Here is a 24,928-nt window from a genome sequence, read left to right as displayed (position 1 = left end):
CATGGCCTGGAGCCACCGGCCATGAGCGGCGACGCTGTGGTTGATGTGCTCGTCATCGGCGGCGGCAACGCCGCCCTGTGCGCCGCCCTGATGGCGCGCGAGGCCGGCGCCAGCGTGCTGTTGCTCGAATCGGCCCCACGCGCCTGGCGCGGTGGCAACTCTGCCCACACCCGCAACCTGCGCTGCATGCACGACGCGCCGCAGGACGTGCTGGTCGGCGCCTACCCCGAAGAAGAGTTCTGGCAAGACCTGCTCAAGGTGACGGGCGGCCTCACCAACGAACACCTGGCGCGCCTGGTGATCCGCGAGTCGAGCACCTGCCGGCCCTGGATGCGCCGCCACGGCGTGCACTTTCAGCCCGCGTTGGCCGGCACGCTGCACGTGGCGCGCACCAACGCGTTCTTCATGGGCGGGGGCAAGGCGCTGGTCAATGCCTACTACCGCAGCGCCGAGGCGCTGGGCGTGCGGGTGCGCTACGAAGCCCCGGTGGAGCGCCTGGACATCGACAACGGCCGCTTCGTCGCGGCGCACCTGGCCGGCGGCGAGCGCATCACGGCCAAGAGCTGCGTGCTCGCGGCGGGCGGGTTCGAGTCCAATCGCGAATGGCTGCGCGAGGCCTGGGGCCAGAACGAACGCGGCGAGTGGCCGTCGGACAACTTCCTCATCCGCGGCACGGCCTACAACCGGGGCGTGCTGCTGCGCCACCTGCTCGACGACCACGGCGCCGACCGCATCGGCGACCCCACGCAGGCGCACATGGTGGCCATCGACGCGCGCGCGCCGCTGTACGACGGCGGCATCTGCACGCGCATCGACTGCGTGTCGCTGGGCGTGGTGGTCAACCGCGATGGCGAGCGTTTCTACGACGAGGGCGAGGACTTCTGGCCCAAGCGATACGCGATCTGGGGCCGCCTGGTGGCGCAGCAGCCGGGGCAGATCGGCTACTCGGTCATCGACAGCCAGGCCATCGGCCGCTTCATGCCGCCCGTGTTCCCGGGCGTGAAGGCCGACACCCTGCCCGAGCTGGCGCAACAACTCGGCCTGCCCGTGGACCGCTTCATGCGCACGCTGGACAGCTACAACGCCGCCTGCCGCGTGGGCACCTTCGACCACACCACGCTGGACGACTGCCACACCGAGGGCATCGCGCCCGCCAAGACCCACTGGGCGCGGCCCATCGCCACCGGCCCGTTCTACGGCTACGCGCTCAGGCCCGGCGTGACCTTCACCTACCTGGGCCTGCGCACCGACGACACCGCCGCCGTGCGCTTTGGCGACGCGCCCAGCCCCAACCTGTTCGTGGCCGGCGAAATGATGGCCGGCAACGTGCTGGGCAAGGGCTACACGGCCGGGGTGGGCATGAGCATCGGCACGGCCTTCGGCCGCATCGCGGGCGCACAGGCCGCTTTGGCATCCAAACAGGATCCAGCGCTTATCCACAAAGCGCCAGCAGCTATGAAAACAGGAGTTAGTGATGCAAACGCTTGAAGCCCTGACGCGCGACGCCCGGGCGCTGGCGAACGGCAACATCGTGCTGTCGGCCCCCGAAACCGAAGTGGCCCGTCAGCTGCAGATCTGCAACGCCTGCCGCTACTGCGAGGGCTTTTGCGCCGTCTTCCCCGCCATGACGCGGCGGCTGGAGTTTGGCAAGGCCGACATCCACTTCATTGCCAACCTGTGCCACAACTGCGGTGCCTGCCTGCACGCCTGCCAATACGCGCCGCCGCATGAATTTGCGGTGAACGTACCGCAGGCCATGGCCCAGGTGCGGGGGCAGACCTACACCGACTACGCCTGGCCCCTGGCGCTCGGTGCGCTCTACCAGCGCAACGGGCTGACCCTGGCACTGGCCCTGGTGGCAGGCCTCACGCTGTTCATGGTGCTGGCCGTAGCGCTGCATGGCCAGGGCCTGGGTGCGCTGTGGCAGTCGCCCGTGGGCGGCTTCTACGGCATCTTTCCGCACAACCTGCTGGTGGGCCTGTTCGCGCCGGTGTTCCTGTTCGCCACGCTGGCGCTGGGCCTGGGCGTGCGCCGCTTCTGGCGCGATATCACGCCCGCCACCAGCGGCGCGCCACTGAGCGCGCCCGCCACGGCCGAGGCCACCGATGCGGTACTGCGCCTGAAATACCTGGACGGCGGCCACGGCGACGGCTGCCACAACGAGGACGACGCCTACACCCTGTCGCGCAGGCGCATGCACCACCTCACGTTCTACGGCTTCATGCTGTGCTTTGCCGCCACCAGCGTCGCCACGCTGTACCACTACCTGCTGGGCGCGCCCGCACCGTACGACCTGCCCAGCCTGCCCAAGCTCTTGGGTGGCATAGGCGGCGTCAGCCTGGCCATTGGCACAGCGGGCCTGTGGCGCTTGAACCTGCGCCGCCATCCCGCGCAGGGCGATGCGGCGCAAAAGCCCATGGACCGCGCCTTCATCGCGCTGCTGTTCCTCACCGCCACCAGCGGCCTGCTGCTCTGGGCCGCGCGCGGCACGCCCGCCCTGCCGCTGCTGCTGTGCCTGCACCTGGGCGCGGTGATGGCGCTGTTCGCCACCCTGCCCTACGGCAAGTTCGCGCACGGCATTTTCCGCACCGCATCGCTGCTGCGCCATGCGGTGGAAAAGCGCCAGCCCAACCCCATCGGGCTGGGCGCTGATTGATTCACTGACACCACACAACCCACGATGAAGGAGACCCCATGACCCCCAAACGAACCCTGCTGCAATGCGCCCTGGCGCTGGCAATCCTGCCCCTGGTCTTCGGCGCCGCCGCGCAAGACTTTCCGCCCAAGAAGCCCGTCACCCTGGTCGTGGGCTTTGCCGCGGGCGGCGCGGCCGATGCGGCCGCCCGCCTGATCGCCAAGAAGCTCTCCGAGAACATCGGCCAGTCGGTGGTGGTGGACAACAAGGGCGGGGCGGGAGGCAACATCGCACACCAGTTCGTGGCCAATGCGGCGCCGGACGGCACGGTGCTGCTGCTGGGCTCGGTGGGGCCGCTCACCATCGCGCCGCACCTGATGAAGCTCACCTACGACCCGTTCAAGGACCTGGCGGCGGTGTCGGGCGGGGTGAACTTTCCGAACGTGCTGGTGGTGCACAAGGCTGCGGGCGCGAAGACGCTCGCAGAATTCGTGCAGCTGTCCAGGAAGAAGCCCGGCAGCGTGGACTTCGCCTCCACGGGCGCGGGCTCGGCATCCCACCTGGCGGGCGAATTGTTCAACCAGCGCGCGGGCATCGACATGACCCATGTGCCCTACAAGGGCGGGGCACCCGCCTTGCAGGATTTGCTGGGCGAACGCGTCACCTCGTACTTTGCCGCGCCCCCCACCGCGCTGCCACATGTCGAAACGGGCAAGCTGATCCCGCTGGCCACCACGGGCCTCACGCGGCCGGCCTATCTGCCCAATGTCCCCACCGTGGCGGAATCGGGCTTTCCCGGCTTCGAGGCGCTCAACTGGTACGCCTTCGTGGCGCCGGGCAAAACGCCGGTGCCGCTGCTGGAACGCTGGAACCAGGAGATCGTGAAGGTGCTGAACGACGCGGGCGTGAAAGAGGCGCTCAACAAGCATGGCCTCACGCCCCAGCCCACCACGCGCGCCGAACTCACGGCCTTCATGAAGAAGGAATCGACCCAGTGGGCCACCATCATCAAGGAGCGCAAGCTCACGGCGGAGTAGAGGGGGGAAGAATCACTCCCTTGAGGCACTGCACGGCGTCCCGTGAGCACGCCGGTGAAGAGGATGCGGCAGTCCCGGGCCTCAGGGCCGCGCCGTGTCCGGCATCTGCAGCACGCTGGGGTCGGTATGGATCAAGTCCAGCGGAAAGCGCTGCCCGGCCAGGTAGTCCTGGATGCACTGCAGCACCAGTGGCGTGCGGTGGCGGTCGGCGCAGGACCTGATCTCGTCCAGCGTCATCCAGACCGAACGCACGATGCCCGCGTCCAGCGGGCGCCACGCATGGTGCGTGCCCAGGGTGCCGGCGAACGCAAAGCGCATGTAGGTGATGTCGTCGCCCGTGCGCGTCTTGGTGAACCGGTTCATGTACACCCCCACGAGCGCCGTGGGCACGAAATCATGGGCCGTCTCTTCCAGCACCTCGCGCGCGCAGGCCTGGATGGGCGATTCGCCCGGGTCCAGGTGGCCGGCGGGGTTGTTGAGCTTGAGACCGTCGGTCGTCTCTTCCTCGACCAGCAAAAAACGGCCATCGCGCTCGATGAGGGCGGCCACGGTGACGTTGGGTTTCCAGCGGTGGGGCATGGCGCGCATTATGACCACGGGCCATGACGCGCGCTGCCGCGGCCGGCATCGCCCTTCGCAGCGCCGTGCCGCGCTCAGCGCTGCGGGGCCGGTGCGGGCCGCAGCACCAGCCACAGCGCCAGCGCGATCAGCACGCCGCCGGCGGCGTGCGCCAGCGTGGCCACCTCGCCCAGCACCAGCCAGCCCCAGGCCACGCCGAACAGCGGGATCAAGAAGGTCACGGTGAGCGCCTTGACGGGCCCCACGTCGGCGATGAGCCGGAAATACAGCACGTAGGCGGCCGAGGTGCACAGCAGGCCCAGCGCCAGCATCGCGCCCCAGACGGCGGGGCCGGCCGCGAGCCAGGTGGCCACCGGCTGGTTCGCCGCCTCCCACAGGGCGAACGGCGCCAGCGCGAGCACGGCCCCCCACTGGCTGCCCAGCGCCACCAGGCGGCTGTCGAGCCCGCCGCGCTGCGTGATCCAGCGCCGCGTGAGAAAGCCCGCCAGGCCGTAGCAGGCCGTGGCCACCAGGCAGGCGGCGATGCCGCCCAGCACCGGCGCGCTGAGCGCCACCGGCCCCGCCTGCGCGAGCACCGCCACGCCCGCCATGCCCAGCAGCACGCCGCCCACGCGGGCGGGCGTGAGGCGCTCGCCGAATGCCAGCGCACCGATCACCACGCCCATGAGCGGCGTGGTGGCATTGAGGATGGCGCTGTAGCCCGCTGGCAGCACGCGCGCGGCCAGCGCGAACATCAGGAACGGTATGCCCGAATTGATGGCGCCCAGCACCAGCGCGGCGCCCAGCTTGCCCCCGAACGCGGGCCGCAGCCGCACCACCGCCAGCAGCGCGAGCAGCCCCGCCGCGCCCAGCACCACGCGGCCGAACGCGGTGGGCACCGCCCCCCACACCGGCGCGGCGATGCGCATGAAGAGAAAGCTGCCGCCCCACAGGGCGGCCAGGGCGAAAAGACGGAGCAGGCTGGGGAGGTTCATGCCCGGCATCTTCGGGGCATGGTGCCGTGGCGGCAAACCATTTATCCTGCACACCCGTTTAGCCACGCTATACAAGCACCATGCGCCTGCCGCCCCTGATCGCCATCCGCTTCTTCGAGGCCACGGCCCGCCACGCCAGCGTGCGGCGCGCGGCCGAGGAGCTGCATGTCACGCCCGGCGCCGTCTCGCAGCAGGTGCGCAAGCTCGAGGAGTTCCTCGGCTGCGCGCTGTTCGAGCGCCAGCCGCGCGGCCTGGCGCTCACGGCGGCCGGGCGCGACTACCAGGTGGCCTGTGCCGAGGGCCTGGCCCTGATCGGGCATGCCACCTCGCGCATCGCGTCGACGAACCGGCGGCACGTGGTGCTGGTGAGCTGCACGCCGGGCTTCGCCGTGCAGTGGCTGGTGCCGCGCCTGCATGGCTTCCTGCAGCAGCATCCGGACATGGACGTGCACGTGGGCACGACCAACCGCGCGGTGGACCTCGCGGCCGAAGGCGTGCACTTTGCCGTGCGCCATGGGCAGGGTGCATACACCGGCCTGCGCTCCGAGGTGCTGGTGGCCGACGACCTGGTGCCCGTGTGCAGCCCGCGCCTGCTCGCGCCGCGCCGGTCGGCGCGCGTGGCCGACATCACCAGCGCCCGGCTGCTGCACGACGAGCACCGTGGCGACTGGCGCCTGTGGTGCGAGGCGCATGGCGTGGCTGGCGTGGATTGCGACGGCGGCGTGGTGTTCGCGCATTCCAACGCGGCCATCGAGGCCGCCGTGGCCGGGCGGGGGTTTGCGCTGGCAAGGCGTGCGCTCGTGCAGCAGGAGCTGGACGCGCGCGAGCTGGTCTGCGTGCACTGCAAGCCCCTTCCGGCGCCGCTGGCCTACCACCTGGTGTACCGGCCCGAAGCCCTGATCGACCCCGCGCTGCGCCGCTTTCGCGACTGGGTCATGGCGCAGGGGAGCGCCGGTCAGGGAGCGAGTGCACGCACCATGTAGACCGCGCCGTCTCCATAGCTCGCCAGCCGTTCGCGCTGCGCCGCATCGGCCAGGGGTTGCACGGCATAGCCTTGCCGCTCCCAGTACGCCTGCGAGCCCTGCACCGACACCAGCGCCGTGTGCCGCAGGCCCTGGCCCCGGGCCTCTTCCCACATCGGCTGCAGCAGCGCGCGGGCCAGACCCTGGCCCGCGCAGGCGGGCAGCACGGCCATGTCGTGCAGGTAGAGCGTATCGGGCTGCGGCACGGCCTCGAAGCCGCCATGCAGTGGCGTCACCTTGCCCATCACCGACCGGTAGGCCGCCAGATAGGCGCACACCACGCCCGCGCGCTCCAGCACCAGCGAGCAGTTGGCCGGGCTGGCCAGGCGGGCCGCGAAGACCTCGCCGCTCTCCACGAAGCCCGCGCCATAGCAGGCCAGCTGCACCGCGAGCAGGCCGGGCAGGTCGGCGACGGCCAGGGGGCGCACCCTCGTCATCGGATCATCGGAAGGGGCCACCACGCCAGGGGCCCGGATGTGTTCCATTCAATGCGGCAACACCGGCGGCTGCACGAAGTCGTCGAGCGACAGGCCCTTTTCCCTGAGCAGGGCTTCCAGCACCGGCTGCAGCCGGCCCAGGCTTTCCTGCACGGCCTCGCGCACCGTGTCCACCACCACCTGGGTGCTGCGCTCGATCTCGATGTTGAGCGGGTCGCCCACCTTCTTGTGTTCAAACACCGTCGCACGGCGCGTTTCGGGAATCATCCAGATCTCGAACCAGCCCTCCTGCCGGTTCACCTCGGCCACCGTGAGGCTCGCGCCGTGGATGGCGATGTAGCCCTTGGCAAAGATGTAGCGGCGAAACGCCTCGGGCACGGCCACGCGCCACACCAGGTTGTTGTCGAACTCGCGGCGCTCGATGAGCGTGCCGGTGAAGTCCACATGGCCCGACAGCGGGTGGCCGCCGATCTCGGCGCCGTCCTTGGCCGCGCGTTCCACGTTCACGCGGTCGCCCTGCTGGTAGCCGCCCAGCGTGGTGATGTTCAGGCTCTGCAGCATCACGTCGAAGCTGGCCTGCGTGGGCGAGAGGATTTCCGTCACCGTGAGGCACACGCCGTCGGTGGACACGCTGGCGCCGATGGCGAGGTCCTGGCAGAAGCCTTCCGGGAAGTCGAGCGTGAAGGTGCGCAGGCCTGCGCGATCGTGGATGGCGGCAATGCCTGCCGTGGCTTGGACGATGCCTGTGAACATGGCGCGGTTTCCGGGTAGGTGGCAGAGGGGAGGGCCTTCAATTTTGCCACCCGGCCCCGCGCGCCGGGGCGGCGCGGTCCCGCCGCGCCTACGGGCTGTGCGCCAGCGGGGGCGCACGCCGCGCGTGGCCCACCAGGCAGCCGACAAAGTCCATGAGCGTGGCCGAGACACGCTCGCGGTGCCAGACCACGGTGATGGGCCCGAAGCGGATGCTGGAGTCGATGGCGATCTTCCTGAACAGCCCCAGCGACGCCATGTAGTCGGCCATGGATTCCGAACACACGCCCACATAGTCGCCCTTGTGCAACAGCGCCTGCATCATGGCCAGCGACGCCGTCTCGGCCTTCGGCACCAGCCATGAGGCCTCCTGCGCGATCAGGTAGGCATCCATCTGGATGCGCGTCAGCGTGCCGCTGGGCGGCATGACCCAGTTTTCGTGCAGCACGTCCGCGAAGCCCAGCCCCGCGCTGCGCGACCAGTACTTGCTGCCGTGCCCGATGACGACGGCCACCTGGTCGTCAAACAGGACCTGGTGGTCCAGCCCCGGCCGGTGGGCCCGCGCATCGAGCACGCCGATCACGGCATCGAGCGCGCCCGTCTCCAGCCCCTTGAGCAGATGGTCGAACGGCCCGTCGTGGATCGACACGGCCACATCGGCATGGTCCTGCTGAAAGGCGCTCACGGCCTCGGGCAGGCCGCCGGCGATACCCGCCCAGACACTGCCCACGTTCAGGCGCGGCACGCGTCCCTCGGCCATGGCGTGCATCTCCCGGCCCGTGCGGGCAATGTCGCCCAGCACGTTGATGGCCAGCCGCTTGAGCAGGTGCCCGGCGGGCGTGAGCTGCACCTTGCGCCCACGCACCACGAGCGCCGAGCCCACCACGCCCTCCATCTCGGCCAGCCAGTGCGACATGGCCGACTGCGTCATGTGCAGCCGCGCCGCCGCCAGCGTGAGCGTGCCCGCCTCGTCCAGCACCAGGAACGACTCCAGGTGCCGGACCTTGATGCGCCGCGCCCAGGACGTGCCTTCCGAACGATCAATCATGAACAAATCCTCATGGCCCCATTCTGCCTTTTCACTAGGCAATCAGCAGTATTCGTCATGACAATGTGCTCATCTTTTCTGTAACTTCCCCGTCGAGGTCACCGTGTTCAACACAATCAACAACGTCTCCAGGCTACTGATGGGCGTCGCTGCCGCAGCCGCCACGGCCACCGCCGCGCATGCGCAAGGCGCCTACCCAAACCGTCCCGTGCGCCTGGTGGTCTCGCAGGCGGCGGGCGGCAGCTCCGACACGATCGCGCGCCTGTGGGCAGAACATGCCGGCAAGGCCCTGGGCGGCACCATCGTGGTGGAAAACAAGCCCGGCGCAGGGGGGCTCATTGCCGCACAGAACGCGCTGAGCGCCCCCGCCGACGGCTACACCCTGCTGTACGGCAGCGTGTCGCTCATGGTGCTCAACCAGTTCACCTACAAACCCCTGCCCTACAACCCCGAGAAGGATTTCACGGGCGTGGCCATGCTGACCACCGTGCCGATCGTGCTGTCGGCCAATCCCGCCACGGGCATCAAGACGCTGAAAGACCTGACGGAGAAGGCCAAGGCGGCCCCCGGCAAGCTCAATTTCGCGTCCGCCGGACTGGGCAATTCCACCCACCTCGCCGTGGAACTGGTGAATGAAGCGCTGGGCATTTCGATGACCCACATCCCCTACAAGGGCGAAGCCGACGGCGTCATGGCCACCATGGGCGGGCAGACCGAACTGATGGGCGTGGTGTATGGCACAGCGTTGCCGCACATCAAGGCCAAGAAACTCAATGCGCTGGCCGTGCTGTCCCCCCAGCGCGCACCCGAGCTGCCCGATGTGCCCACCCTGGGCGAGCTGGGCGTGAAGGGTTTTGACTCCCTGGGATGGAGCGCCGTGGTGGCGCGCGCCGGCACGCCGGCCGACATCGTGGACAAGCTCAACAAGGCCACGGAAAGCTTCCACAAGAGCCCCGAAGTGCAGGCCAAGCTCAAGACCATGGGCGTGATCGCCGTGTCCGGGCCTGCGTCGCTGGTCATGGAAACCACGGTGCGCGACGCCAAGGCCTGGGGCCCCACGCTCGAGAAGCTGAACCTCAGCGCCAAGTAAGCCCGCGCCCCGCAAGCCCCTCTCTCTCAATCCACCCCGTGCCGTGTCACTGATGCCGCACGGGGTTCGCCCTTGAATGCTATGAAAAAAGAAGCCATGGTGGTCTGCCCGCAGCCCGAGGCCGCCGAATCCGGTATCGACATCCTGCGCGCCGGCGGCAATGCCGTGGATGCGGCGGTCGCCTGCGCCCTGGCCCAGACGGTGGTCGATCCGCTGATGTGCGGCATTGCGGGCTTTGGCACGGCCGCCGTGTACCTGCCCGGCGCCCGGGTGCATGAGTATTTCGACTTCCACTCGCCCGCGCCGCTGGCAGCCCGGGAGAACATGTGGGAGCACCTGCTCGAAGGCGAGACCAAGGACGGCTTCGGCTTCATCTTGACAGGCCGCGTCAACGACATCGGCCCCCAGTCGATTGGCACACCCGCCACGCTCAAGGGCCTGGAAGCCATGCACCAGGCGCACGGCCGCCTGCCGTGGAAGCAGGTGGTGGAGCCCGCGATCCGCTGGGCCTCGGACGGTTTCTTTGTGCGCCCCGGCATGCACGCCTTCTGGATCGACGAGCCCGCCATGGGCCGCGTCGGCAACCTGGAGCGGCTGCAGTACTGCGAGGACAGCCGCAACCTGTACTGCCGCCCCGATGGCCGCCCCAAGCCCATCGGCACGCCGCTGCGGAACGTTGGCATGGCCAGCGTGCTGCGCCAGATCGCCGAAGAGGGCTCGCAGCCGTTCTACCGGGGCGATCTGGCCCAGAAGATGATCGCGCACCTGCAGTCGCTGGGCGCGCTGATCACGCTCGAGGACCTGGCCCGGTACGAGGTCACGCGCAACCCACCGCTGGTGGGCAGCTACCGCGACCGCACCGTCACCACCAACCAGCCCCCCGGCGGCGGCGCCATGCTGCTGGAGATGCTCAACATCCTGGAGCACTTCGAGCTGCGCGGCATGGAGCACAACAGCCCCGAATACCTCCGGCTGGTGTGCGAGGCGATGAAGAAGGCGACGGCCGACAAGGACCGCTGCATCGGCGATCCGAAATTCTTCGACGTGCCGCTCGACAAGCTCCTGTCCAAGGACATGGCCCGCGAGGCGGCCGAACAGATCCGCGCGGGCCAGCGCTTCAGCGTGGAGCGCGTGAACCCCGGCGCGCCCGTGCCACGCGACACCACGCACCTGAGCGTGGTCGATGCGGACGGCAACGCCGTGTCGATGACGCACTCGCTGGCCATGCCCTCGGGCATCATCACGCCGGGCATGGGCTTCCTGTACAACGGCTGCATGGGTGTGTTCGACCCGCGCCCGGGCCGTGCGGGCAGCATCCAGCCGGGCAAGAGCCGCTTCACGTCGTCCTGCCCCACCATGACGTTCAAGGACGGCGGGCTGGACATCGTGCTGGGCGCACCGGGTGGAACGCAGATCGCCATGGGCGTGCTGCAGGTGCTGCTCAACGTGATCGACCACGGCATGGAGATGCAGGCCGCCGTGTCGGCGCCGCGGTTTTCGTCCACCAGCAACGCCATCGACGTGTGCAACCGCATCCCGCGTCACACCACGCGCGCGCTCGAAGCCCAGGGCTACGCGGTCGGCCGCAACCCCTACAACTACACCATTGGCTGGGTGCACGGCGTGCAGGTGCAGCCCGACGGCCTGCACGGCGGCGCCGACCCCGGGCGCGATGGCGTGGCGTACAAGCTGCGCATGGACGCGGCGCACTGAGCGCCAGCGGGCGGGCAGGCGGGCCCGCGGCGAAGCCGCGTCACTCGCTCCTCTTTGGATAGCTGGTGGCGATTCATCGATCAGCGCACCCGCCTCGCCGGCCCCTGATCGGCCGCTCAACGTAACGCAGCGCAGGGCGGGGTGCGCGGGCCGGGGCGCCAAGGCATCATCGGCCCGCTCCCGGCATGCGCCGACCGGCTTGCCCCTACCTGGCCCGCAGCAGTTCGCCCACTTCCAGCAGCACCAGCTCGTTGTCATCGGCCTTGTTCGGCTCGCGGCTGCTGCTGAAGGGCAGGTTGTTGTCGTTGCCCACGACGATGTGCGTGCCGTCCACCACGTCCACGTTCTCGATGGTGAAGAACGGGAAGGTGAGCACGCCGTTGTTCAGCGGCTTCCGGGCCAGGCGCTGCGGGTCCTGGATGTTCATCAGGTCGATGTAGCCCACCTTGCGGATCTCGCCGCCCACGTTGGCGTCGCTCATCTCGACCTTGTAGACGCGCTTGAACTTGGCCAGGTCGTGGAAGCAGTCGGTGCGCTTGTGGCCTTCCAGGCAGGCCTTGTCGGCTGTGCCTTCGCCGTTGTCGCGTTCGATGATCAAACCCGTGGTGCTGTCGATCATGTTGAAGTCGCCGATCGCGTGGTGGTTGGCCTCCAGCACGTACTTCCAGTGGCGGCCCGTCCACTGCTCGGACTTCACATCGAACTCCAGCACGCGCAGGTACTGCCTGCCGCCCACGTTCTCATACGCCTTGGCCTCCTCGTTCCACAGCGCGCCTTCCAGCAGCGCATAGAGCTTGCTGCCGTCCCTGGACGCGGCCATGCCTTCGTAGCCCTTGGAACGCTTGACCTCGAACGGCGTGGGCTTGGCGTCCGGCGCGCCGGGCATCAGCACGCCGGGGGCGTCGGGCGAGCGCACCACCTTGCCGTCCACCTTGGTCTCGAACACACCCAGCACCTTGCCGTTCAGGTCGGCCTTGATGAGGGAGGGACCGAACTCGTCGCCGATCCACAGCGCGCCGCCCGCGAACTGGAAGCTCTCGGGGTCGAAGTCGGCACCGGTCAGGTAGCGCTGTTCCGTGCCTTCGTGCGTGATGCGAAACGGCACCTTCTTGTCCGGGTCGTGCAGGAACACGGTCTTGATCCGGTTGAACTGGCCGCTCTTGAAGTCCACGGCGTAGTGGTTGAGGTAGAGCATGAAATCCGGCGAATTGGCCTTGGCGCCCGCGCCGTTGTCGGTGAGGATCCAGAACGAGCCGTCGGCCATGCGCTTGATGCCCGAATGGCCCTGGATGGGCTGGCCCCTGAAGGGCACGGACACGCCGGTGTCGCGCCCGCCCGACTGGCCCATCACGGTGCCCACGGCCTCCACGCGGCGCGGGGTAGTGAACTTGCCGCTGGCCTGCAGGTCCTGCGGGGCGTCCTTGGGCGCGGCGATCAGCGTGAAGGCCGGCAGCACGGCGTGGCCCGCCAGCGTGGCGGGGTAGGCCTGCTGGGCGTGGGAAGGAACCAGGGCAGCGCAGGCCAAGGTGGCGCCAGCAGCAATGCGTGAGAGGTGAAACATGCGTCGACTTTGAAGAAACAAAAGGCGGACGATGCCGGGGCGGTGTGACAGGGAAGTGACGGAGGGCACACACGCGTTCTTTCTACGCACCGGAAAACCTGGACACCCCCTTGCCGGGCGGGCGGGTGGCCCGACGCGGCTAAAAATCCAATATGATGGACAAAATCCCATTTGATGGAAATTCAATGCCCCTCTCCGCCGAGGACATCAGCGCCAGGATTGGCCGCCGCATCCATGGGCTGCGTGCGTCGCGCAACGACAGCCTCGACAGCCTGGCCGCCCGTTCCGGCGTGAGCCGCTCGATGATCTCCGTGATCGAACGGGGCCAGACCAACCCGACAGCAGTGGTGCTCGACCGCCTGGCATCGGCGCTGGGCGTGTCGCTGGGCGAACTGTTCGGCGAGGCGCCGCCCACCCCGGCGCGGGCCGCTCCGCTGGTGCGGCATGGCGACCAGGTGGAGTGGGTGGACCCGCAGTCCGGCTATGTGAGAAAGCAGGTGTCGCCCCCCGCGTGGCCCTCGCCGCTGCAGCTGGCGGAGGTGCGGTTTCCCGCCGGCGCGCGCGTGGCCTACGAGGGCGGCCGGCTGGACGGCTCGCTGCACCAGCAGGTGTGGGTGCTCAAAGGCCGCATGGAGATCTCGCAGGGAGACACGCTCCATGTGCTGCGCAAGGGCGACTGCCTGGCCGTGCGGCTCACGGAGCCCCTGGTCTTTTCCAATCCCGCCGACCAGGAGGCCCACTACCTGGTCGCTCTCTGCGATGTGGCCGCCCACGGCCACCGCTGACCGGATTCCCGCCACTTTGTCCATCTCCGCCACCATGAACTCCACCACCACGCCCTCTCCCGACGTCCATCTCATCGACTGCACCGAGCCAGCGCATGCCAGCGCCATTCTGGACATCCTCAACGATGCCATCGTGACCTCCACGGCGCTGTATGACTATGTGCCCCGCCCGCCGTCGGCCATGGCCAGCTGGTTCGCCGCCAAGCGGGCCGGCGGATTCCCGGTGCTGGGGGCCGCCGATGCCCAGGGCAGGCTGCTGGGCTTTGCCTCGTGGGGCACATTCCGCGCGTTTCCGGCCTACAAGTACACGGTCGAGCACAGTGTCTATGTCCACAAGGACTGCCGGGGCCGCGGACTGGGCGCCTGGCTGATGCGGGCCTTGATCGAGCGGGCGAAGGCCGCCGACATCCACGCCATCGTGGGGTGCATCGACGCGGCGAACGCAGGCAGCATCCGGCTGCACCAGCAGCTGGGGTTCGTGCACACGGGCACGATGCCCCAGGTGGGTTTCAAGTTTGGGCGGTGGCTGGATGCGGCGTTCTACCAGCTCACGCTGGACACCCCCCGCACCCCCATCGACGGCTGACACCGCGGAGGGCGCCGCCCCTGGCAAGGGTGGGGCCTGGTGTCATGGCGCCCGCCCCCCTGTCAGGAGGCGGCGCTCTCCTCGATGCGCACCAGCGTGCCGACGGCGACCCGGTCGAACAGGTCCATCACATCGGCATTGGCCATGCGCACGCAGCCGTGCGAGGCGGGCACCCCGAGGGGCGATCCCTCCGGGCAGCCATGGATGTAGATGAAGCGGCGCAGCGTGTCCACCGCGCCGCCCCGGTTCACGCCGGGTTCGCAGCCGGCCAGCCAGAGGATGCGGCACAGGATCCAGTCGCGCCCCGGGTGCCGTGCCGCCAGCGCGGGCGAATAGATCTCGCCGGTGGCCCGCCGCCCGACGAACACCGTGCCCGGCGCGCAGCCCGCGCCCACCTTGGCGCGCACGCGGTGCTGGCCGCGCGGGGTGCAGCCGCTGCCCTTGCGTTCGCCCACGCCGTTCAGGGCGGTCGATACCGGGTAGCTGCGCTCGATGGCCCCGGCCACCACCAGGTGCAATCGCTGCTGCGCCACGTGGATGTGCAGTTCAGGCCCGGTCATCGGGGTCAGCCCGCCGCCACCAGCCCCGCGCCGTGCCCGCGCGTGAAGGCCTCTTCGAACACCGAGTAGCCCGACCAGTCGCTGTGCGCGAACGCCAGCCGCGCCGTGGCGGGGGTGGGAATCCAGGGCGTTTGCTCACCATTTGATAGCTGCCTGCGCTTTCCTGGCAAGCGCTGGAGGCCAATCTGACTTAAAAATCCGAGCATCCCGGGCGTGGGGATGGCCATGGCGTGGCCGTAGCGCGTGATGTCCACGCGCGTGGCACGCTGGCGCAGGTCGGGGTGGGGCACCGCCAGTGCGGCCAGGATCGGATCGGCCCAGTGCTGCCAGGGCTGGGTGGCGAGTTGCTGGCGGCCGTCGGGAGCATCGCCCAGCGCCTGGTAGTAGGTCAGCACCGTGGGCCCCGCGAGCACGGCACGCGCGTCCAGGCGCTGGTGTCCGGCGTTCACGTAGCCCAGGCCGCCCGCCGTGGGGTCGGCGTACAGAACGTTGTCCCAGGCGGGGGCGGCGCCGGGCCTGTCGGTCAGGGCACTGTCGATGTGGATGTTGGCCACGAGCCAGGGCGCCCAGCCCAGGCGCCTTGCGGCGCCGGTGAGGAACGCGGGCGGGTTTTGCACCACGCGCGCCGCCATGAACACCGGCAGCGCCACGATGCAGCGCGGCGCCTGCCAGCGCTCCACGCTGTCGGTGGCGTGGTTGAAGGCATCCACCTCCACGCCGTGGCGATTCTCGGTGATGCGCAATACGCTGGTGGCGGCGCGCAGCTGGCCGCCACCTTGGGCACTGTTCTGCAGCGGGGCCGCCAGGCGCTGGGTGATCCAGCCATTGCCCTGCGGCCAGGTGAGCACGCTTTCGCGTGCCTCGTCCGCGGCCTCGCCCGGGGCGTGAAAACCATGGCGGCTCGCAAAGTAGTGGATGCCCGCCCATGCCGACACGCGCGCGGTGCCCGCGCCGTAGTCGTCGCGGCAGCAGTAGTCGAGGTACCAGCGCAGGTGCGGATCGTCCAGCTCCTGCTGCTGCAGCCAGGCGTCGAACGTCACCGCATCCAGCGCCTGGTGCGCGGGTGCCAGGGGCTTTCTGGCGTCCAGCGACTTGAGCACCGGCATGGTGAAGCGCGCGGCCTTGGACTGCTGCGCCACGGCCTGCGCGAAGCGGCGGTACTGGGCCAGGGTTGCATCGTCCACGCCCTGCACCGGCAGCAGGCCTTCCTGCCATGCGCCCTCGAAGAACAGGCGCTCCTGCGGGCTGTGGCACAGGTGGCGCTCGTCGTAGCGCCAGCGGCCGGCCACGCGCTGGCGCAGGCCCAGCTCTTCCAGCAGGTCCTGCACTTCGCGCGCATCGTCGCCGGGCACCGGCAGGTAGTGCGCGCCCAGCGGGCAGGCAATGCCCTGCACGGCCCCGCCCCGGCTGTTGCCGCCCGCGCTGTCCTCCAGCTCCAGCAGCGCGAAGTCCGCGATGCCCGCCAGCCGCAGCGACCGCGCCGCCGCCAGCCCCGCCACGCCGCCGCCCGCGATGATGACCTGCGCGCGCCGCACCACGGCCGGCGCGGGCCAGGAGCCGGTCTTGAGCCAGTCGCGCAGCTGGTGGCCGCGCGCCATGTCGATGCCGGTGAAGCCGCCTTCCAAGACGCGAGGGGCCTTGTCGCAACCCGGCAGGAGCACCGCGGCGGCAGTCGAGGCGGCGGCGGTGGCTAGGAAATGGCGACGTTGCATGGCGTCAGTGTCTCCGGGTGTACGCAACGCCTGCGCGGCTTGCGACCGGCGCGGCCCAGACCAGCGGCCCCCGCGCAAGGGCCGCAAAGCCGCATTGGCGGCGCTTCGCTGGCGTGCGCTGGGGGCGTCCCCCTGCCCGCTGCGCGCAGCGCTGCGAGAGCGGGGGGAAGACGCGAAGCGGCTCAGGGGGGCTTCTCAATGTTTTCCCCACTCGCGCTCGTACGTGTGCACCAGCGCCTGGTTGGACAGCCGATTCACCTCGGCGGGCACCCGCGCCATGTCGCGCGGAAAATCGAACAGCAGGGGCAGCGAGTCGGTGCCCAGAAACCGCAGGCCATCGGGCAAGGCCCCGGGCAGGCGCCAGGGCCTGCGGCTGGCGATGATGAAGCCCCATTCGCCAAAACTGGGCACATGGGCGTGATACGGCGCGGCCTGCAGGCCCACGGACTCGATGGTCTGCACCACGGTCCAGAAGCTCTGGCGCGCCACCAGCGGCGACGTGGTCTGCACCACCGCGTAGCCGCTGGCCGCCAGGCGCTTGTCCAGCAGCGCATAGAAGCTGTTGGTGTAGAGCTTGCCGATGGAAAAATTGGTGGGGTCGGGAAAGTCCACCACGATGACATCAAACGTGTCCGACCCCTCCTGCAGCCAGCCAAAGGCATCGGTGTTGACGATCTTCACCTTGGGGTTCTGCAAGGCGTTGCCGTTCAGGCGCGCGAGCGTGGGGTTCTCGCTGAAGATTTTTGTCATGGCCGGGTCCAGTTCGACCAGCGTCACGGACTCGACCGACGGGTACTTGAGGATCTCGCGCACCGCCATGCCGTCGCCACCGCCCAGCACCGCCACGCGTTTGGGCGCGCCGTGGGCCGACATGGCGGGGTGCACCAGGGCCTCGTGGTAGCGGTACTCGTCGGACTGCGCGAACTGCAGGTTGCCGTTGAGGTACAGCCGGTGCCCCACACGCCCGTGCGTGACCACGATGCGCTGGTAGGGCGATGCGGTGCTGAACACGATGCGGTCCTGGTAGAACTTGTCCTCGGCCACGCTGGTGATGTACTCGGCCCCCGCCAGGGCGGCCAGCAAAATGCCCAGCACCATCACGCAGGCCACCAGGTGCGCCTTCAGGCGCCGCAATTCATGCCGGAACAGCCACACCGCCCACAGCGCCACGGCCGCGTTCATCAGGCCGAAGAGCAGCCCCGTGCGGATGAGCCCCAGGTGCGGCACCAGCAGCAGCGGGAACGCCAGCGACACCGCCAGCGCGCCCAGGTAGTCGAACGTGAGCACCTGCGAGACCAGGTCCTTGAGCGCCACGTTGCGCTTGAGGATGCGCATGACCAGGGGGATCTCCAGCCCCACCAGCGTGCCCACCATGAGCACCATGCCGTACAGCAGAAAGCGAAACGCGCCCGGCGTGTAGGCGTTGGCCAGGAACAGGGTGGCCGGCAACGCGCCGCCAACCAGCGCCACCAGCAGCTCGATGCGCAGGAAGTGCGCGGGCAGCTGCCGCTCGAAGTAGCGCGACAGCCACGAACCCACGCCCATGGCGAACAGGTAGGTGCCGATGATGGTGGAGAACTGCAGCACCGAGTCGCCCAGCACATAGGACGCGAGCGCGCCCGCGGCCAGCTCGTACAGCAGGCCGCAGGCGGCCACGACGAAGACGCTGGTGAGCAGGGCGATCTCGATGGGGCGGGGGCCGGAGCGGGCGCCCATGGCCTCGGGCGGGGAGGCGGGGGAATTCAGGTCGGATTGCAAGGCGGTCACCGGCGCGGCCCCGGGGGGGGCGCCGCTTCAGGCAAGGTGCGTCAGTGGATCGCCGCCGCCACGATGATGCTGATGCCCAGGCACATCGCCGCCACCACCAGGCCCAGCGCCTGGTTCTGCTTCTCGACGATTTCGCGCCACAGGTCATACGGCGTGATCTTGTCGACGATGACGAAGCACAGCCAGAAGATGACCACGCCAATCAGCGCATACAGGATGGACCCGAGGAACGCCGCGGGCCTGAGCCATTCGATTCCCATCATGATGTGATCTCCTTGAACGAAAAGGTTGCCGCCAGACAGGCTGGCGGGAAAGGTTGCAAAACTGCCGGCGCCCCCCGGGCTTGCGACAACCCGGGGCTACTTGTGGCTGCCGCCGGACGAATACCCGCCATACGAGCCGCCCGAGCTGCGGTAGCTGGACGACGAGCAGTTCTCCACCCGCGGGTCGCAGCGGCTGCAGCGGCTGAGCAGCAACAGCAGGATGAGGATGACAATGGCGATAAGGATGACGGTGCCGCAGCCCAGCCCGGACTTGGCCACGAAGGGCCCCGGGTCGTCGCGCTGCAGCACGTCTTTCTTGTCGTCGAGCTTGAAGGCCTTGGCCACCGTGTCGCTGGCGAGCTTGTCGCCGGCCGACCAGGTGATCTCATTGGGGCTTTGCTCCATCGAGAGCAGGCCTTTGGCGCTGGCGAAGTCGCGGTTGGTGGTTTTCTGCCCGCGCGTGACCTGCCAGTAGAACTCGCCCAGCACATAGGTGGTTTCGGCCTCGTAGGTGTACTTGAGGTCGTACTTGGTGCCCATGTAGGTGGCCGAGCGCCCCGTGGCCGCCATCTGCGGCGCGCCCGTGGTGGGGCGCACCATGCTCCAGCCTTCTTCGGAATCGACCAGGAAGGCAAAACCGCGCTTCTGGTTGTAGAGCAGGTATTCGCTCCAGCCGAAATGCTCGTCGTCGCCGGGCTCCACGCCCATGCGGTGCTGAAAGCCCACCACCTGCCAGTGCTCGCCCTGCAGCTGGCCCTTGCTGCCCAGCGGAATGAGGGGCTGCACGGGCTCGTCCTGCTCGGCCGAGCGCAGCTCGCCGCCCACACCGCTGTCCAGGCTGATGATGCTGGCGCACGAGCCGCAGGTGACGCTCTTGGAGGTGGACAGCTGCACCTGCACGGGCGCGCCGCAGTGCGGGCAGTTGAACTGGCGGCCTTTTTCGTCCTTGGCCGATTCGTCCTTGAGGCCGGTGAGCTGCAGGTCTTCCAGCAGCACGGCCTTGCCGCGCTCGACGTTGGGCGGCGTGTGGCCGTAGTCGATGCTGACCACTTCGCCGTCGGCGCTGCGCAGTTCGACCATGCCGAACGGATGGCCCAGCGGCGGCAGCTTGGGCAGCTCGCCCTGGGCCGAGATGAGCGATGCCTGGCCCGTGTAGGCCACGCTGTAAGGCTTGCCGTTGATGGCGGTGGTGCTGCCGATGCGAAAGCGCGCGGCCTCGGGCATCTCGCGGCCCGGGTCGATGGGGCGGGTGAAGACGTAGGCGCCGTTGTCCTCGCCCAGCGTGGCCAGGGTGCCGTCCTGCAAAAAGGCGGCCCATTCGGTCCAGGTGCCCGCGTCGCCCTTGTACTGCAGGCGGCCGATGAGGGTGAAGGGCACATCCTTGCCATCGAGCTGGATGCGCCCGCTGGCCATGAGCTGCAGCGGGCTGTGGTCGTCGAACAGCTCGGCCATCTTGCCCAGGCGCTGCAGCACGTCGCCATTGCGCACCACGGTGCTCTGGCAGTAGCCGCAGACGGCGTGCGTGGACTGCGCGCTGCGGAATTCAACCGGCGCGCCGCAGCCCGGGCAGGGCGCGCGGTAGTAACGCTGTGTGGGGTCGGTGGCCATCGGGGGGCTGCTGCCTGCGCCGCGCTACGCGGCTTTGGGGCCTTTTTGGCCTCTGGCGCTGATCCCTCCAGCGCAAGCAGCTATATTTATGATAGCAACCGGAATCAGACCAGCTTCTTGAGCAGTTCGGCCTTCTTGGCGTCGAACTCTTCCTGGGTCAGGATGCCCTTGGACTTGAGCTCGCCCAGCTTCTCCAGCGTGGCCATCACGTCCTCGGGCTTGACGCCCACTGCGGCAGCAGCAGCCGCCGCAGGCGCTGCCTGCGCGGCCGCACCGCCGCCTTGCAGGCCCTGCTGCAGGTTCTGCGCCAGCACCTGGCCCAGCGCCACGCCCGCGCCCAGGCCCATGGCGTCGCCCGCGATGCCGCCACCGCCATTGCCCGCGCCTTCGGCGAACTTGGGGATGGCCTGCGCCGTCTGGTACTGCATGAACTTGCCCATGTCGTTGCCGACCATGCCCATGCCGATCTTCTGGTCGAGGATCTTTTGCAGCTCCTCGGGCAGCGAAACGTTCTGCACCGTGAGGTTCTCGATCAGGAGGCCCAGCTTGGCGAAGACGGGCGCGAGCTCCTTGGTCAGCGCATCGGCGAACATGACCTGGTTGGCCGCCAGGTCCAGGAACGGCAGGCCGCTGCCCGCGATGGCGTTGCTGATGTTCTGCAGCACCAGGCCGCGCAGCTGGCCTTCGAGGTCGGCCACGGGGTAGGACTCGCGCGTGCCGGAGATCTCGGTGTGGAACAGCTTGGGGTCGGCGATGCGGAACGCGTAGTTGCCGAACGCGCGCAGGCGCACGGCGCCGAAGTCCTTGTCGCGGATCGTGATGGGCTGGGGCGTGCCCCACTTCTGGTCGATCTGCTGGCGCGTGCTGAAGAAGTAGACGTCGCTCTTGAAGGGGGACTCGAAGAGCTTGTCCCAGTTCTTGAGGTAGGTGAGCACCGGCAGCGTCTGCGTGGTGAGCTTGTAGGTGCCGGGCGCGAACACGTCGGCCACCTGGCCCTCGTTCACGAACACCGCCATCTGCGACTCGCGCACCACCAGCGTGCCGCCGTTCTGGATTTCCATGCCCGCCATCGGGAAACGCCAGGCCAGGGTGCCGTCCCCCTCTTCAGTCCACTGGATGATGTCAATGAACTGTTTCTTGATGAAGTCCATGATGGCCATGTGTGCTCCCGGCGGTTGTAAGAGGGGGTTGAAAAGAGCGGCCATCATAGCAACGGCACCGGTGCCGGCCGGCGCTTTTTTCAGCCCGCCGGCGTGAAGGGCTTCCCACCCGGGCGCGGCCCCGCCGCGCCACCCGTCCGGCACGGGCGTTTGATAGCGCCTATGTTTGCATTAGCCAGTACCAATTGGCTTTTGCTATTGAGAATGACTACCATTCCTTCATCCCTGCCGCCACGGCGGGGCCTGCAGATACCCGGAGTCCTCCATGTCCCACATCCGCCGCGCCGCCCGCCAGAACAAGACCATGCTGCTGAAGACGGGCAGCTACTACCTGATCCACATTGGCGTGGCCGCCCTGGTGGCCTACGCCGTGACCGGCAACCTGTGGGCCTCGCTCACCCTGAGCCTGCTCGAGCCCACGGTGCAGGCGGTGGCCTTCTTCTTCCATGAGAAGGCCTGGGACCGCGCCGCCCGGCGCCGCGCGCGCGATGCCGCCCTCGCCCACACGCCCAGCGCGGCGCTGCAGGCCGGCTGACCTCCGTCATCCCAAGGAGCCACCATGTACACAATCCCCCTGCGCAGCCGCACCGCCACGGGCCTGGCTTTTCAGCGCTGGCTGGTCCAGCGCCTGGCCGGGCTGGCCCCCGCCGGCCCCGGCTAGGCACCGGAAGGAAACAGGAAAAGAAAAAAGCCCCGGCTGGCGGGGCTTTGTCGGGGGCGTGGACCGCGATGGCCGTCAGGCCTTCACGTCCAGCAGCGAGCCCATCATCTCATCCTGGGTCTTGAGGGTCTGCAGGTTGGCCTTGAACGCATAGGTGGCCGACATCTGCTCGACGGCCTCCTTCTCCAGCGCCACCCCTTGCGCCTCCTGCTCGCGCTGCACCGTGGCGCGCACCCCCGCGCTGTCGGCGGCCTCTTCCTGCGCCACCACCTCGCGGCGGTAGCCCGGGGTGTTCATGTTGGCCACGTTGTTGGCCGACGCGTCCAGCCGCAACTGGGCGGCCTGCAGGCCGGAGCTGCCGATCGAAGAAATGCTTGCCATCACGTACCCCGCGCACAGCGCCCAGTCAAGGAACGGGGATTGTCCGCCCGCGCCGCTGCGCAGGCAAGGAAGGCGCCATCAACCATGCGCCTGCAGCAGGCATTGCGCGAAGGCCTGGGCCGCGCGCGGGGGCTGCGGCGACTTGCGCAGCACGCTCACGAACTGGCAGCGGTAGTGGAACCGCCCGGGCAATACCGCCTGCATGAGCCCCTGGCGCTCGAAGCCCTCGGCATAGTGGTCCGGCAGGAAGCCCAGGTAGCGGCCCGAGAGGATGAGCGTGGCGATCGACTCCTGGTCGAAGCCCGTGGCCTTGCGCGGCAGGCGCGTGCTGTGGCTCAGCTCCATGTTGGGCGAGTGGTAGCCCAGCCCCGCGAACTGGTAGGCGCGCAGCGATTCCCAGGTCAGCGCGGCATGGTCGGTGCCGTGCAGGGGGTGGCGCGCGCCGCAGTACAGCAGCATGGTTTCGGCGAACAGGTCGGCATAGACCAGGCTTTGCGATGTGCGGTGCGCCGGGATGATGCCCACGTGGAAGCTGCCGTCGATCAGCCCGCGCTCGATGGCCGGGATCGAGGCCACGTGCATCTGCAGGCTCACTTCGGGCGCCTGGCTGGCGAACAGTGCGATCGCATCGCCAATGTGGGCGGCCGGGTTGCTGGCGGTCTTGTCGAACACCGCCACCTCCAGCCTGCCGCCCATGCGGCGGTGGATGTCATCGATGCTGCTGCGAAACGCGTCCACCGCGGACAGCAGCCGCAGGGTTTCGTCGTATACGCGCTGCCCCTCGGCCGTGAGCGCGAAACCGGCCCGCCCGCGCCGGCACAGGGTGAGGCCCAGGCGGGTCTCCAGGTCCTTCATGTGGCGGCTCACGGTGCTGGTGCCGATGTTCAGTTCCAGCTCGGCGGCCGACATGCCCCCGCACTCCGCCACGCTCTTGAACACCTGCAGCAGGCGCAGGTCCATGTCGCTGAGCTGCCCCAGCACGGCGCGGTGCCGGGCCGCGCTGGCGGGCGGGGCAGCTGCTGGGGTGGCGGGCATTACTTGCATAAACCGTCAAGTAAACATTGATATTTGACTATTTTAGAGATTAACCGCCAGCGCAACAATGCCACGCACCCGCCCTGCATGGACGGGCCTGCCCCTGCTTTTGCCGCCGTCTTGCACTGGAGAATCCCATGAGCTTCGTCAACATCGAAAAAACCGCCGCTGGCGCCGAAGGCCCCCGCATGGACGCCGAATGGCTGGAGGCGCACTGGATGCCCTTCACCGGCAACCGCAACTTCAAGGCCAAGCCGCGCATGATCGTGAGCGGCCAGGGCGCCTACTACACCGACGCCGAGGGCCGCAAGATCTTCGACGGCCTGTCGGGCCTGTGGTGCTCGGGCCTGGGCCATGGCCGCAAGGAAGTGGCCGAAGCCATCGGCAAGGCCGCCGCGACGCTGGACTACTCCCCGGCCTTCCAGTTCGGCCACCCGGCTTCCTTCGAGCTGGCCAACCGCCTCAAGGCGCTGACCCCCGCCGGGCTCGACTATGTGTTCTTCACCGGCTCGGGCTCCGAGTCGGCCGACACCTCGCTCAAGATGGCCCGCGCCTACTGGCGCGCCAAGGGGCAGGCCAGCAAGACGCGCCTGATCGGCCGCGAGAAGGGCTACCACGGCGTGAACTACGGCGGCATCTCCGTGGGCGGCATCGTGGGCAACCGCAAGACCTTCGGCCAGGGCATCGAGGCCGACCACATTCCCCACACCCAGCCACCGGCCGGCACCTTCCAGAAAGGCATGGCCAAGGACGGCGGCCGCGCGCTGGCCGACAAGCTGCTGGACGTGATCGCGCTGCACGATGCATCGAACATCGCCGCCGTGATCGTCGAGCCCTTCTCGGGCTCGGCCGGCGTGGTGATCCCGCCCAAGGGCTACCTGGAGCGCATCCGCGAGATCTGCACGCAGAACAACATCCTGCTGATCTTTGACGAGGTGATCACCGGCTTCGGCCGCTGCGGCGCCTGGACGGGGGCCGAGGCCTTCGGCGTGACGCCCGACATCCTGAACTTCGCCAAGCAGGTGACCAACGGCGCGCAGCCGCTGGGCGGCGTGATCGCCACCAAGGAGATCTACGACACCTTCATCAGCCAGGGCGGCCCCGAGTACATGCTGGAGTTCCCGCACGGCTACACCTACTCGGCCCACCCCGTGGCCTGCGCGGCGGGCAACGCGGTGCTGGACATCCTGCAAAAGGAAGACATGCCCGGCCGCGTCCAGGCGCTGGCACCGTATTTCGAGCAGGCCGTGCATGGCCTCAAGGGCACCAAGCACGTGGCGGACATCCGCAACTACGGCCTGGCCGCGGGCATCACCATCGCCGCGCTGCCGGGCGAGCCCGCCCGCCGGCCCTACGAGATCGCCATGAAGTGCTGGGACAAGGGCTTTTACGTGCGCTACGGCGGCGACACCATCCAGCTGGCCCCGCCCTTCATCAGCACCGAGGCTGAAATCGACCGCATGGTGAACGCCCTGGGCGACGCCCTGGCGGAAACCGCCTGACACGCGGCACGCCTTTTGCTCCTGAATTGATAGCATCCAGCGCTTTTCACATGGGCGCTGGA

24 protein-coding genes are annotated in these 24,928 nt (G+C 68.8%); 10 read left to right on the top strand and 14 right to left on the bottom strand.

Going from position 1 to position 24,928, the window contains the following annotated elements; genetic code table 11:
- The first annotated feature begins 21 nt into the window (after window positions 1-21).
- From tcuA to AC07PV_RS23160, 3 genes are read left to right on the top strand one after another with little or no spacing between them, the layout of a single operon-like run.
- On the top strand, window positions 22-1,488 hold the full coding sequence (gene tcuA / locus AC07PV_RS23170) for an FAD-dependent tricarballylate dehydrogenase TcuA (RefSeq protein WP_494631433.1): 1,467 nt from the start codon (window positions 22-24) through the stop codon (window positions 1,486-1,488).
- Window positions 1,475-2,656, top strand: a complete 1,182-nt coding sequence (gene tcuB / locus AC07PV_RS23165; RefSeq protein WP_494631432.1) for a tricarballylate utilization 4Fe-4S protein TcuB — start codon at window positions 1,475-1,477, stop codon at window positions 2,654-2,656. The genes tcuA and tcuB overlap by 14 nt, the downstream gene beginning before the upstream one ends.
- A 38-nt stretch (window positions 2,657-2,694) precedes the next feature.
- A complete protein-coding gene (locus AC07PV_RS23160) occupies window positions 2,695-3,672 on the top strand; it encodes a Bug family tripartite tricarboxylate transporter substrate binding protein (RefSeq protein ID WP_494631430.1) in 978 nt (325 codons plus the stop codon).
- Window positions 3,673-3,753: 81 nt separating this feature from the next.
- On the opposite strand, the gene AC07PV_RS23155 is transcribed toward AC07PV_RS23160, so the two are convergent.
- Window positions 3,754-4,251 (bottom strand): NUDIX hydrolase, encoded by a 498-nt coding sequence (locus AC07PV_RS23155; protein WP_218339396.1) that lies wholly within the window; start codon window positions 4,249-4,251, stop codon window positions 3,754-3,756.
- A 74-nt stretch (window positions 4,252-4,325) separates the two neighbouring features.
- Window positions 4,326-5,225: a DMT family transporter gene (locus AC07PV_RS23150; protein ID WP_494631429.1), complete on the bottom strand. Its 900-nt coding sequence runs from the start codon at window positions 5,223-5,225 to the stop codon at window positions 4,326-4,328.
- Between the two features lie 80 nt (window positions 5,226-5,305).
- On the opposite strand from AC07PV_RS23150, the gene gcvA reads away from it, so the two are divergent.
- On the top strand, window positions 5,306-6,208 hold the full coding sequence (gcvA, locus tag AC07PV_RS23145; protein ID WP_494631428.1) for a transcriptional regulator GcvA: 903 nt from the start codon (window positions 5,306-5,308) through the stop codon (window positions 6,206-6,208).
- Here the strand turns inward: gcvA and AC07PV_RS23140 are convergent.
- The 3 genes from AC07PV_RS23140 to AC07PV_RS23130 form a co-directional block, all read right to left on the bottom strand.
- Window positions 6,181-6,684, bottom strand: a complete 504-nt coding sequence (locus AC07PV_RS23140) for a GNAT family N-acetyltransferase (protein ID WP_494631427.1) — start codon at window positions 6,682-6,684, stop codon at window positions 6,181-6,183. The two genes, gcvA and AC07PV_RS23140, sit on opposite strands and share 28 nt — an antisense overlap.
- Before the next feature lie 48 nt (window positions 6,685-6,732).
- Window positions 6,733-7,437: a riboflavin synthase subunit alpha gene (locus AC07PV_RS23135; protein ID WP_218297073.1), complete on the bottom strand. Its 705-nt coding sequence runs from the start codon at window positions 7,435-7,437 to the stop codon at window positions 6,733-6,735.
- A gap of 88 nt (window positions 7,438-7,525) precedes the next feature.
- Complete coding sequence (locus AC07PV_RS23130; RefSeq protein ID WP_218297072.1) at window positions 7,526-8,482, bottom strand: LysR family transcriptional regulator; 957 nt, start codon at window positions 8,480-8,482, stop codon at window positions 7,526-7,528.
- Between the two features lie 139 nt (window positions 8,483-8,621).
- Between AC07PV_RS23130 and AC07PV_RS23125 the strand changes: the two genes are divergently transcribed.
- Entirely contained in the window at window positions 8,622-9,572 is a 951-nt protein-coding gene (locus AC07PV_RS23125) for a Bug family tripartite tricarboxylate transporter substrate binding protein (RefSeq protein ID WP_218297213.1), read from the top strand.
- Between the two features lie 81 nt (window positions 9,573-9,653).
- Entirely contained in the window at window positions 9,654-11,285 is a 1,632-nt protein-coding gene (gene ggt / locus AC07PV_RS23120) for a gamma-glutamyltransferase (RefSeq protein WP_494631426.1), read from the top strand.
- Between the two features lie 205 nt (window positions 11,286-11,490).
- Here ggt and AC07PV_RS23115 read toward each other — a convergent pair whose 3' ends face one another.
- Window positions 11,491-12,846: an esterase-like activity of phytase family protein gene (locus tag AC07PV_RS23115; protein WP_494631425.1), complete on the bottom strand. Its 1,356-nt coding sequence runs from the start codon at window positions 12,844-12,846 to the stop codon at window positions 11,491-11,493.
- A gap of 185 nt (window positions 12,847-13,031) precedes the next feature.
- Here AC07PV_RS23115 and AC07PV_RS23110 point away from each other — a divergent pair, with 185 nt between their 5' ends.
- Window positions 13,032-13,631: a helix-turn-helix domain-containing protein gene (locus AC07PV_RS23110; RefSeq protein ID WP_218339391.1), complete on the top strand. Its 600-nt coding sequence runs from the start codon at window positions 13,032-13,034 to the stop codon at window positions 13,629-13,631.
- A gap of 34 nt (window positions 13,632-13,665) precedes the next feature.
- Window positions 13,666-14,217: a GNAT family N-acetyltransferase gene (locus AC07PV_RS23105; RefSeq protein ID WP_218297068.1), complete on the top strand. Its 552-nt coding sequence runs from the start codon at window positions 13,666-13,668 to the stop codon at window positions 14,215-14,217.
- Window positions 14,218-14,279: 62 nt separating this feature from the next.
- On the opposite strand, the gene AC07PV_RS23100 is transcribed toward AC07PV_RS23105, so the two are convergent.
- From AC07PV_RS23100 to AC07PV_RS23075, 6 genes are all read right to left on the bottom strand, one after another.
- Window positions 14,280-14,777: a L,D-transpeptidase family protein gene (locus AC07PV_RS23100; protein WP_494631424.1), complete on the bottom strand. Its 498-nt coding sequence runs from the start codon at window positions 14,775-14,777 to the stop codon at window positions 14,280-14,282.
- A 5-nt stretch (window positions 14,778-14,782) separates the two neighbouring features.
- Window positions 14,783-16,489 (bottom strand): NAD(P)-binding protein, encoded by a 1,707-nt coding sequence (locus tag AC07PV_RS23095; protein ID WP_492806680.1) that lies wholly within the window; start codon window positions 16,487-16,489, stop codon window positions 14,783-14,785.
- A 195-nt stretch (window positions 16,490-16,684) separates the two neighbouring features.
- The gene (locus AC07PV_RS23090; protein WP_492245265.1) at window positions 16,685-18,205 is read right to left on the bottom strand and encodes a polyamine aminopropyltransferase; all 1,521 of its coding nucleotides are present in this window, start codon (window positions 18,203-18,205) and stop codon (window positions 16,685-16,687) included.
- Window positions 18,206-18,297: 92 nt separating this feature from the next.
- On the bottom strand, window positions 18,298-18,519 hold the full coding sequence (locus AC07PV_RS23085) for a DUF350 domain-containing protein (protein ID WP_370627755.1): 222 nt from the start codon (window positions 18,517-18,519) through the stop codon (window positions 18,298-18,300).
- 96 nt (window positions 18,520-18,615) lie between these two features.
- Window positions 18,616-20,127: a DUF4178 domain-containing protein gene (locus AC07PV_RS23080; protein WP_494631423.1), complete on the bottom strand. Its 1,512-nt coding sequence runs from the start codon at window positions 20,125-20,127 to the stop codon at window positions 18,616-18,618.
- 104 nt (window positions 20,128-20,231) lie between these two features.
- Complete coding sequence (locus AC07PV_RS23075) at window positions 20,232-21,287, bottom strand: SPFH domain-containing protein (protein WP_494631421.1); 1,056 nt, start codon at window positions 21,285-21,287, stop codon at window positions 20,232-20,234.
- Between the two features lie 265 nt (window positions 21,288-21,552).
- Between AC07PV_RS23075 and AC07PV_RS23070 the strand changes: the two genes are divergently transcribed.
- A complete protein-coding gene (locus AC07PV_RS23070; protein WP_218339387.1) occupies window positions 21,553-21,822 on the top strand; it encodes a DUF2061 domain-containing protein in 270 nt (89 codons plus the stop codon).
- A gap of 201 nt (window positions 21,823-22,023) precedes the next feature.
- On the opposite strand, the gene AC07PV_RS23065 is transcribed toward AC07PV_RS23070, so the two are convergent.
- Both AC07PV_RS23065 and AC07PV_RS23060 read right to left on the bottom strand, forming a co-directional pair.
- On the bottom strand, window positions 22,024-22,329 hold the full coding sequence (locus AC07PV_RS23065) for a flagellar basal body protein (protein WP_218297062.1): 306 nt from the start codon (window positions 22,327-22,329) through the stop codon (window positions 22,024-22,026).
- Window positions 22,330-22,407: 78 nt separating this feature from the next.
- Window positions 22,408-23,364 carry a LysR family transcriptional regulator gene (locus AC07PV_RS23060; RefSeq protein WP_494631420.1) on the bottom strand — a complete coding sequence of 319 codons (957 nt, stop codon included), beginning with the start codon at window positions 23,362-23,364 and terminating at the stop codon, window positions 22,408-22,410.
- 137 nt (window positions 23,365-23,501) lie between these two features.
- On the opposite strand from AC07PV_RS23060, the gene aptA reads away from it, so the two are divergent.
- Complete coding sequence (aptA, locus tag AC07PV_RS23055) at window positions 23,502-24,866, top strand: omega-aminotransferase AptA (RefSeq protein ID WP_494631418.1); 1,365 nt, start codon at window positions 23,502-23,504, stop codon at window positions 24,864-24,866.
- Window positions 24,867-24,928: the final 62 nt, after the last annotated feature.

The organism is Acidovorax sp. GW821-FHT09A11 (genome assembly GCF_059418365.1).
This window is presented reverse-complemented; position numbering and strand designations above follow the sequence as displayed.

What these genes read in the sequence shown, in the direction of transcription:
- tcuA (WP_494631433.1), top strand. Translation starts at nt 22, where the DNA reads ATGAGCGGCGACGCTGTGGTTGATGTGCTCGTCATCGGCGGCGGCAAC.
- tcuB (WP_494631432.1), top strand. Translation starts at nt 1,475, where the DNA reads ATGCAAACGCTTGAAGCCCTGACGCGCGACGCCCGGGCGCTGGCGAAC.
- AC07PV_RS23160 (WP_494631430.1), top strand. Translation starts at nt 2,695, where the DNA reads ATGACCCCCAAACGAACCCTGCTGCAATGCGCCCTGGCGCTGGCAATC.
- AC07PV_RS23155 (WP_218339396.1), bottom strand. Translation starts at nt 4,251, where the DNA reads ATGCCCCACCGCTGGAAACCCAACGTCACCGTGGCCGCCCTCATCGAG.
- AC07PV_RS23150 (WP_494631429.1), bottom strand. Translation starts at nt 5,225, where the DNA reads ATGAACCTCCCCAGCCTGCTCCGTCTTTTCGCCCTGGCCGCCCTGTGG.
- gcvA (WP_494631428.1), top strand. Translation starts at nt 5,306, where the DNA reads ATGCGCCTGCCGCCCCTGATCGCCATCCGCTTCTTCGAGGCCACGGCC.
- AC07PV_RS23140 (WP_494631427.1), bottom strand. Translation starts at nt 6,684, where the DNA reads ATGACGAGGGTGCGCCCCCTGGCCGTCGCCGACCTGCCCGGCCTGCTC.
- AC07PV_RS23135 (WP_218297073.1), bottom strand. Translation starts at nt 7,437, where the DNA reads ATGTTCACAGGCATCGTCCAAGCCACGGCAGGCATTGCCGCCATCCAC.
- AC07PV_RS23130 (WP_218297072.1), bottom strand. Translation starts at nt 8,482, where the DNA reads ATGATTGATCGTTCGGAAGGCACGTCCTGGGCGCGGCGCATCAAGGTC.
- AC07PV_RS23125 (WP_218297213.1), top strand. Translation starts at nt 8,622, where the DNA reads ATGGGCGTCGCTGCCGCAGCCGCCACGGCCACCGCCGCGCATGCGCAA.
- ggt (WP_494631426.1), top strand. Translation starts at nt 9,654, where the DNA reads ATGAAAAAAGAAGCCATGGTGGTCTGCCCGCAGCCCGAGGCCGCCGAA.
- AC07PV_RS23115 (WP_494631425.1), bottom strand. Translation starts at nt 12,846, where the DNA reads ATGTTTCACCTCTCACGCATTGCTGCTGGCGCCACCTTGGCCTGCGCT.
- AC07PV_RS23110 (WP_218339391.1), top strand. Translation starts at nt 13,032, where the DNA reads ATGCCCCTCTCCGCCGAGGACATCAGCGCCAGGATTGGCCGCCGCATC.
- AC07PV_RS23105 (WP_218297068.1), top strand. Translation starts at nt 13,666, where the DNA reads ATGAACTCCACCACCACGCCCTCTCCCGACGTCCATCTCATCGACTGC.
- AC07PV_RS23100 (WP_494631424.1), bottom strand. Translation starts at nt 14,777, where the DNA reads ATGACCGGGCCTGAACTGCACATCCACGTGGCGCAGCAGCGATTGCAC.
- AC07PV_RS23095 (WP_492806680.1), bottom strand. Translation starts at nt 16,489, where the DNA reads ATGCAACGTCGCCATTTCCTAGCCACCGCCGCCGCCTCGACTGCCGCC.
- AC07PV_RS23090 (WP_492245265.1), bottom strand. Translation starts at nt 18,205, where the DNA reads ATGGGCGCCCGCTCCGGCCCCCGCCCCATCGAGATCGCCCTGCTCACC.
- AC07PV_RS23085 (WP_370627755.1), bottom strand. Translation starts at nt 18,519, where the DNA reads ATGATGGGAATCGAATGGCTCAGGCCCGCGGCGTTCCTCGGGTCCATC.
- AC07PV_RS23080 (WP_494631423.1), bottom strand. Translation starts at nt 20,127, where the DNA reads ATGGCCACCGACCCCACACAGCGTTACTACCGCGCGCCCTGCCCGGGC.
- AC07PV_RS23075 (WP_494631421.1), bottom strand. Translation starts at nt 21,287, where the DNA reads ATGGCCATCATGGACTTCATCAAGAAACAGTTCATTGACATCATCCAG.
- AC07PV_RS23070 (WP_218339387.1), top strand. Translation starts at nt 21,553, where the DNA reads ATGTCCCACATCCGCCGCGCCGCCCGCCAGAACAAGACCATGCTGCTG.
- AC07PV_RS23065 (WP_218297062.1), bottom strand. Translation starts at nt 22,329, where the DNA reads ATGGCAAGCATTTCTTCGATCGGCAGCTCCGGCCTGCAGGCCGCCCAG.
- AC07PV_RS23060 (WP_494631420.1), bottom strand. Translation starts at nt 23,364, where the DNA reads ATGCCCGCCACCCCAGCAGCTGCCCCGCCCGCCAGCGCGGCCCGGCAC.
- aptA (WP_494631418.1), top strand. Translation starts at nt 23,502, where the DNA reads ATGAGCTTCGTCAACATCGAAAAAACCGCCGCTGGCGCCGAAGGCCCC.